Origin of the sequence: Bartonella sp. AP4SXKL, from assembly GCF_042195845.1 — a bacterium.
Taxonomy (GTDB): domain Bacteria; phylum Pseudomonadota; class Alphaproteobacteria; order Rhizobiales; family Rhizobiaceae; genus Bartonella.
Window position 1 is genome coordinate 1 of sequence record NZ_JBHIPA010000033.1, and the last position, 7,062, is coordinate 7,062.

A 7,062-nucleotide genomic window follows, 5' to 3' on the forward strand; every position below is an offset into this window, starting at 1 on the left:
TCGTAAGTCGGAGCTGTCCATGTGCCATTCTCATACTTAGCTTTACCACCTAAGGACTGCGCAACACCGCTCCCTAGGGCATATAGCTGGTTACCCGCTACAGCATCCGTTGACGTTCTACTAATGTCTCCATTTTTAAGAGACGTTATCTTGCTACTTGTATTCTCTTCACCATGCGTCGCTACAAAGGCATTCGCGGTTTGGCTCCAGATTAAAGAATCACTCTTTTCACCAGCAATTTCTTTGCTAATCTCATTTTTAATATTCGTGATAGAATCACCAACACCGGCAAAAGCAGACGCGACACTATCATAAGTCGAATCAGTAACATCACCATCAGAATTAAATCGCTTAACCTTGAATGTAGGAGCATTCCACGTGCCATTCTCATACTTAGCATTACCACCTAAAGATTTTGCAACACTGCTACCTAGAGCATGAAGCTGATTACCCGTTACGGCATCCGTGGAACCAGCATTAATCGAACCATCTAAAAGAGATGTAAGCTTGCTATTACTTTTGCTATCTTTCTCTCCATGCGTCGCTACAAAAGCATGTGCAGTATCGCTCCAATGCAAGGAATCACTCTTTGCTTCAGCAATATCTTTGCTAAGTTCATTCTTAATATTCGTGATAGAATTATTCATATTTACGAAAGAAGTTCCTACACCAGCAAACGCTGTTGCTACATCATGATACTCTTTATCTTCTGTTTTGCCATCTTCTTTCACGCTCTTAACCGTGAATGTAGGTACACTCCAAGTTCCATCCGCATAACTAGCATTACCACCTAAAGATTTTGCAACCCCAGTGCCTAACGTATAAAGCTGGGAACCATTAACGGCATCGGTTGACGTTTTTGAGAGCTCACCAGGAGAAACATCCAAAAGACGCCGTGTCTCACCTTTACTATTCCGAATAGTTATTTGAGTTAATGGTGAGGTACCAGCAATAGTTATCATCTTTTCATCGTCCGCTCGGACTAGTTCACGAGATAAGCTTCTTATAAGAGAAAAGTTGTCTGTATTTTCATGCAGATCATCACCGTGAGATGGATTATCTTGTTTTCCCCCAATAGCATGGGGTTCCTTTATCTCAACAATCTGATGATTTAAACCTGCCAAATCACTATTAGTGCCAGAAAATGCATCCGCAACACTTTTATAACCTTCTACATTCTTATAACCTTCCGTACCTGCAAATGCAGTATCAAAAGCAGCTTTAGTCTGAAACTTAATATTAAGACTTAAGTTCTTGGGGGCATCCTCCCCCTCTACAAATGCAGAGCCACTATCTCTATACAATTTACTGCCAACTACATAGGCTGGCGGTATACCTTTAAGCGCATTTGTACCACCACTAAAGTCTTTTGATATGTTATTTAAAATCTGAGTAGCAGCAGCAACAGGAGAAACATTTGATAAAAATATAATCACTGAAGCCAATGAAAGCGCTTTAATAAAAAGCCGTCGATAAAACGAGCAAGAATCTTTACAATCATTCACCACTAGCGCTTTTGGTGTGGTATATAATTTTTTCATAACAAATTCTCCAAATAGGAAAGACATATTTAGAACATTAAAAAGTCATATTTCAGTGTTAGAAGTGATTAACGACGTGATTTTTTTTGTTCTTTATAAAGTTTGAGTTTGCCGCAGAGGCGAACAGAAGTAATTAGAAGTCTAGCAAGGTTGCAATCAATCTTGATAAACGATGTGGTTAATGGGTTTTTTATTTTTTCCGCCTTTAAGAAGGGTGCTTTTTTTGCAACAAAACTCCTGGATGAGGGTGAAAAACAGGTATGAAGAAGACATACTTGCACCCTATTGTTAGGTCTGCGGTTTATAATTTTAAAAGTAAAAGAGTTCATTTTATATGATTAAGAAGCTGTAAGGTATTATTAGGGGAAAAGTTTAAGTTGTTGGCTGAATGATTTAGAGTACTTGTTGTGAAATCATTACGCTTTTATCGCGGGGATAAGCGGCATACTCTTAAGCTTTAGAGTAAAATGAGGATGATTGTGTGTGTTGTTCATAATCAACTGCCCCCCCTTGCGAGCATTTTTCTGTTTTTGCCAAAATGAGTCTTACTAAAGAATATTTTGTGATGTTATAGACTATTGAGTGAAATAGCAAGAAGAAAATGAATTTAATTATTTTTACAGAATGAGTCTTTCCGATTTATATAACCGTGAAATATCCTTATAACTTTAAAACTCATAGATTCCATGCACTATAGACTTGTCTAGAGATTCTGTTTCATAGTTTTATTTAAGTGTCCCATTTTGATCAAAATGAGTCTTACTAATAATTGCTGCTGTTGCGTGCCTCATGATTGCTACTGCTATGTACAGAGCAAATAAATAAAATAATAAAATAGGATTTTTAAATTTTTAAACGTATCCCCCAATGGATATTTTCTATCAATGAAATTATAGAACGTACAGTTTTAAAATACTGCGCAATTACGCACTGAGAGTACTACTCTGTATTTGTAAAATTTTTGTTAAAGTGCTTTACTTCTTACTAAAATCAATCTCACTAAGATTATTACTATAGAATACATTGGTATAAGACTTTAATTATTATAAGACTTTATAAATATACTACTCTATGGCCTTCTCTGCAAAATATTACTTCTCTATAATATAAAATTTCGCCCCTGTCTAAGAAGACAAGGGCGAAGCTTCGCTTAAATTGTAGTTTTTCATATTCTCTGGTGTTATTTTAATTTCAGAGTTATTCCACCACCTACACCCCACTGACCGCCAGCACTGGTTGCTGATAGATTAGAACGAATCTTGCCATCTTCAGATGTATAACCTGCACCAATCGCAAAGGCAGATTGTCCACGCCAAAAACCGCCACCAAATGAAACACTCACAGATCCTGGGTCATCGAAGTAACGTAAGTTAGAGACTGCCAAACCAATCGCTGCTGCTTGCCTTGCCTCTTTGCGCACATTCGTAATATCATAACTTAGTGCGTCAAACTTCATATCGGTATAGGATTTTGCCTCGTTAACACCATTATTGACTTGATCGTCCGTATACTTTTTCGCACTTTCAAGAGTAATCTTCATCTGCTCCGCGGTATGATCGTATAACTGACCACCATTCACTGCGTCCTTAGAGCCATGTTCAATTTTTCCATCTTTAACATTAGTAATCAAAACAGGCTCACTGTCATCGACACCTTTTAGAGTGATGCTACTGATTTTCTTTCCGCTATCATCGGTATCATAGCTAACCGCAACATTCACCTTGTTTTCAACTTCTGTTACCCTGTCTGTAACGCTGTCTACCTTTTTTTCAACGCCTGTTACCCTGTTACTCATCTGTGAAAACTGATTGTCAGTCACCTCATAAGTTGACTTTTCTAAAATTTCACTAGGAGCAACAGTTACCGTGGTTGAATTATCCGCCTCATCTATGGCGCTTTCTTCCTCATCTATGGCAAGAGGTAAGCTTCTTAGAAAACGTGCGCTTCTCATAAAAGGAAAGCCTTTTGAAATAACATCCGAAGGATCACCATTTTGTGGTTTACCCTCTGTTTCACCAATACCAAGGCCATTCTTCATATCAACAACCTGATGATTTAAACCTGCCAAAGCACTATTAACGCCAGCAAATGCATCCGCGACATTAGTATACTCTTTATCAATCTCATTCCCGTCCTTATCAAAGGCTTTAACTGTGAAAGTCGGAGCACTCCAATTTCCACCTTTATATCCAGAACCACCACCGAAATAAGTAGCAATCTGGTTGTTTATCGAATAGAGCTGAGAACCAGTTATAGCATCAGTCGACGTTTCTGAAATCTCACCAGCAGCAATATCAAAAAGACGCCGGCTTTCACCTTCACTACTCATAAAACTTACTTGTTTTAATGGTGATTTAGGAGCAACAGTTATCGTAGTTGGAACCTTCACATTACCTAAAGCACTAGGTAAGCTTCTCATAAAAGGAAAGCCTTCTGAAATAATATCATTCAAATCACCGTCTTGATGGGGGCGTTCCTTTTCTTCAATACCAGGCTTATTCTTTATCTTAACAATCTCCTCATTCAAACTTGTGAAAGCACTATTAACGCCAGAAAACGCATCTGCAACATTAGTATAGTTTTTCTCAGTTGCATTACCATCCTTATCAAAGGCTTTAACTGTAAATGTAGGAGGTGACCATTTTCCATCTTTATAGCCAGCACCACCGCCAAAATAACTTGCAAATGCCTGAGCCATCAAATAAATTTGACCACCATTTACTGCTTCGGTCGATGTTGCCGTAAATGCACCCCCTTTAACACCAGAGATAACTCGTGGAAAATTAATACCGTTTGCAATATCTATTCTATCACCACCCTTGTCTCCACCAATCGTAATAAGCCCAGCGCTATTTTGCTTAACAAAACTATCACCTGTCACACTTTCGATCTTTTGATTAAGATTCGTAAAAGAACTACTTACACCAGAAAGCGCATCCCCAACATTCTTATAGTTCTTTTCAGTCCCACTACCATTTTTATCAAAAACCTTAACTGTAAAAGTAGGAGCATTCCAGTTTCCATCTTTATCATATCCAGCATTATCACTAAAATAGCTAGCAACTACATTGCTCATGGCATAAAATTGAGAGCCATTTATCGCATCAGTCGATGTTGCTGTAATCGAACCAGCCTTAACACCCGCAAGAGTCCGTGCCACATTATCAACATTTGCTATATTTACCTGGACCCCTCTTACTTTTCCACCAATGGTAATAAGTCCGGCATCATCTTGCTTAACAAGATCATCACCTGTCCCATTAATGACTATATTCTCAATCTTTTTATCAAGATTTGTGAAAGAACCACTTACGCCAGTAAAGGCATCCGCAACATTAGTATACTTCTTTTCAGCTCCATTACCATCCTTATCAAAGACCTTAACTGTAAAAGTAGGAGCACTCCAGTTTCCATCTTTATAGCCAGCACCACCACCAAAATAGCCTGCAACTACATTGCTCATGGCATAAAGTTGAGAACCATTTATCGCATCGGTGGACGCTGCTGCAATCGAACCAGCCTTAACACCCGAAAGAGTCCGAACTGCATTATCAACGTTTGCAATGCTTACCTTAGTTCCACTTACTTCTCCACCAATGCTAATAAGTCCTGTATCATCTTGCTTAACAAGACTATTACTTGCTACCTTAATATTTTCAATCTTTGCATCAAGATTCGTGAAAGAACTACTTACGCCAGTAAAGGCATCCGCAACATTCTTATAATCCTTTTCAGCTCCATTACCATTTTTATCAAAGACCTTAACTGTAAAAGTAGGAGCTATCCAGTTTCCTTTTCTATCGTATCCAGCACCACCGCCAAAAGAGATCGCAGTACTGATGCCTTGGGAAAAAAGCTGAGAACCATTGACTGCATCATACGAGATTGGCGAAACCCAACCATCAGCAACACCAGTAAGAGTCCTCAATCCATGAGAGCTATTTGCGATAGTTATTCTATTACCACCTACGTCCGCACCAATTGTAATAAGTCCTGATGCATCTTGCTTAACAAGCTTATCATACCTGGTTTCAGCGACATAATTCTCCAAACCATACAGCGCAGAACCAACATCTCTATATATTTTACCGTTAATTATATAGGTTGGCGCAATACTTTTACGTATATTTGTACCTCCGCCAAAATACTGTGCTACATTACCCCAAAGATCACAAGCAAAAACAGGAGAAGCATTTGATAAAAAGACAGCTACTGACACTAATGAAAGCGTTTTAATAAAAGGTAATCGATAAGACGAGCAAGAATTTTTTAAATTACTCACTGCTAGCGTGTGTGGTGTGGTATATATTTTTTTCATAATAAATCCTCTAAGTAAAAAAAGATATTTAAAACATCAAAAAGACATATTCCGGTGCTACTAAGCTCCAGAGATTGTTTTTTCTTGTTTTATAAAAGATTAGGGTTGTCATAATGCGGAAGAGGACTATCTAAGATATCAATGAGATAGAAGTTGACGTTGATCGATAGTCCAATTAATGTGGTTTTTATTTATCCCCCTTTAAGGAGGGGTGTTTTTCTTCAGCAGAGCCTTTAAATTTAAAGGTGAAGAAAGGTGAAAAAAGTGTAGAAAAAACATATTTGTGTACTATTATTAGGGGTTGTGTGTTTAAGAGGCAATAAAATGTTTATTGCGGAAGGGAGTTAAGCTGTTTGTTGAGTAATTTAGAGCGTTTTTTGTAGGGTTATTGTGCTTTTGTCGTGAAAATAAGCGAGATATCCCTGAGTTTTATATTTGTATCTCTTAAAGCTCTTTGAGATTAGATGATTGTGATTTTGTAATTTTGCCATAACTTACCGCACCCCGCTTTGCGAGAAGATTTCTAGTTTCTTTTAATTAATTTTTCGCACTCTATACAGATTATTAAAAAATAGCAAGGAAAAAATGAGACTTTTTATTTCTTTAAAAATACCCCTAGTGGATATTCTATTATAAAATTATAAACTGTATAGTTTTCAAATATTGTGCGGTTACACGTAGTCTGTTAATTTATATGAAAACATCCCTCTGGCATTTGTAGTTTTTTGTTAAAATGCTTCACTGTAACTAAAATTAGTCCCACTAAGATTATTATTACAGAATACAATTATAAAACTTTACAAGTATACTACTCTATGAATTTCTGTGTAAAATATCACTTCTTATAAAATTTTCACCCTTGTCTGATGAGACAAGAAGGCAAAACTTTCTTAAAAATAAATATCGATTACTCAAATAATTCCTTTTGGAGGTGATAAATGATTTTTTGATATAAAATTTCACAATAAAAAATATATTTTTACTCGAAATACGCCCTTATCTTCTATTGCTATTCATTTATGATGAAAATAACTTTCCTTCTCTTTAAATGGCACATGTAACGCATTTGATAAGAGAAGGAAAATTTATTTCGAATTTTCTATTGTTAATTCAGTGTTACCCTAAATCCAGCACCTACACCCCAATGTCCCCCAGCACTCGTTGCAGATACGTTAGAGCGAAATCTTCCATTTTCAGACATAT

Annotated in this window: 1 protein-coding gene and 1 pseudogene; both read right to left on the minus strand. The window is 37.1% G+C overall.

The window, feature by feature from the left end:
• A pseudogene (locus tag ACFIMI_RS09290) lies at nt 1-1,541 on the minus strand (hypothetical protein); the annotation flags it as partial.
• A 1,180-nt stretch (nt 1,542-2,721) separates the two neighbouring features.
• On the minus strand, nt 2,722-5,859 hold the full coding sequence (locus tag ACFIMI_RS09295; protein WP_375692505.1) for a YadA-like family protein: 3,138 nt from the start codon (nt 5,857-5,859) through the stop codon (nt 2,722-2,724).
• Nucleotides 5,860-7,062: the final 1,203 nt, after the last annotated feature.

Bases quoted from the DNA above. Each gene is read 5' to 3' on its own strand.
- ACFIMI_RS09295 (WP_375692505.1), bottom strand. From the start codon at position 5,859: ATGAAAAAAATATATACCACACCACACACGCTAGCAGTGAGTAATTTA.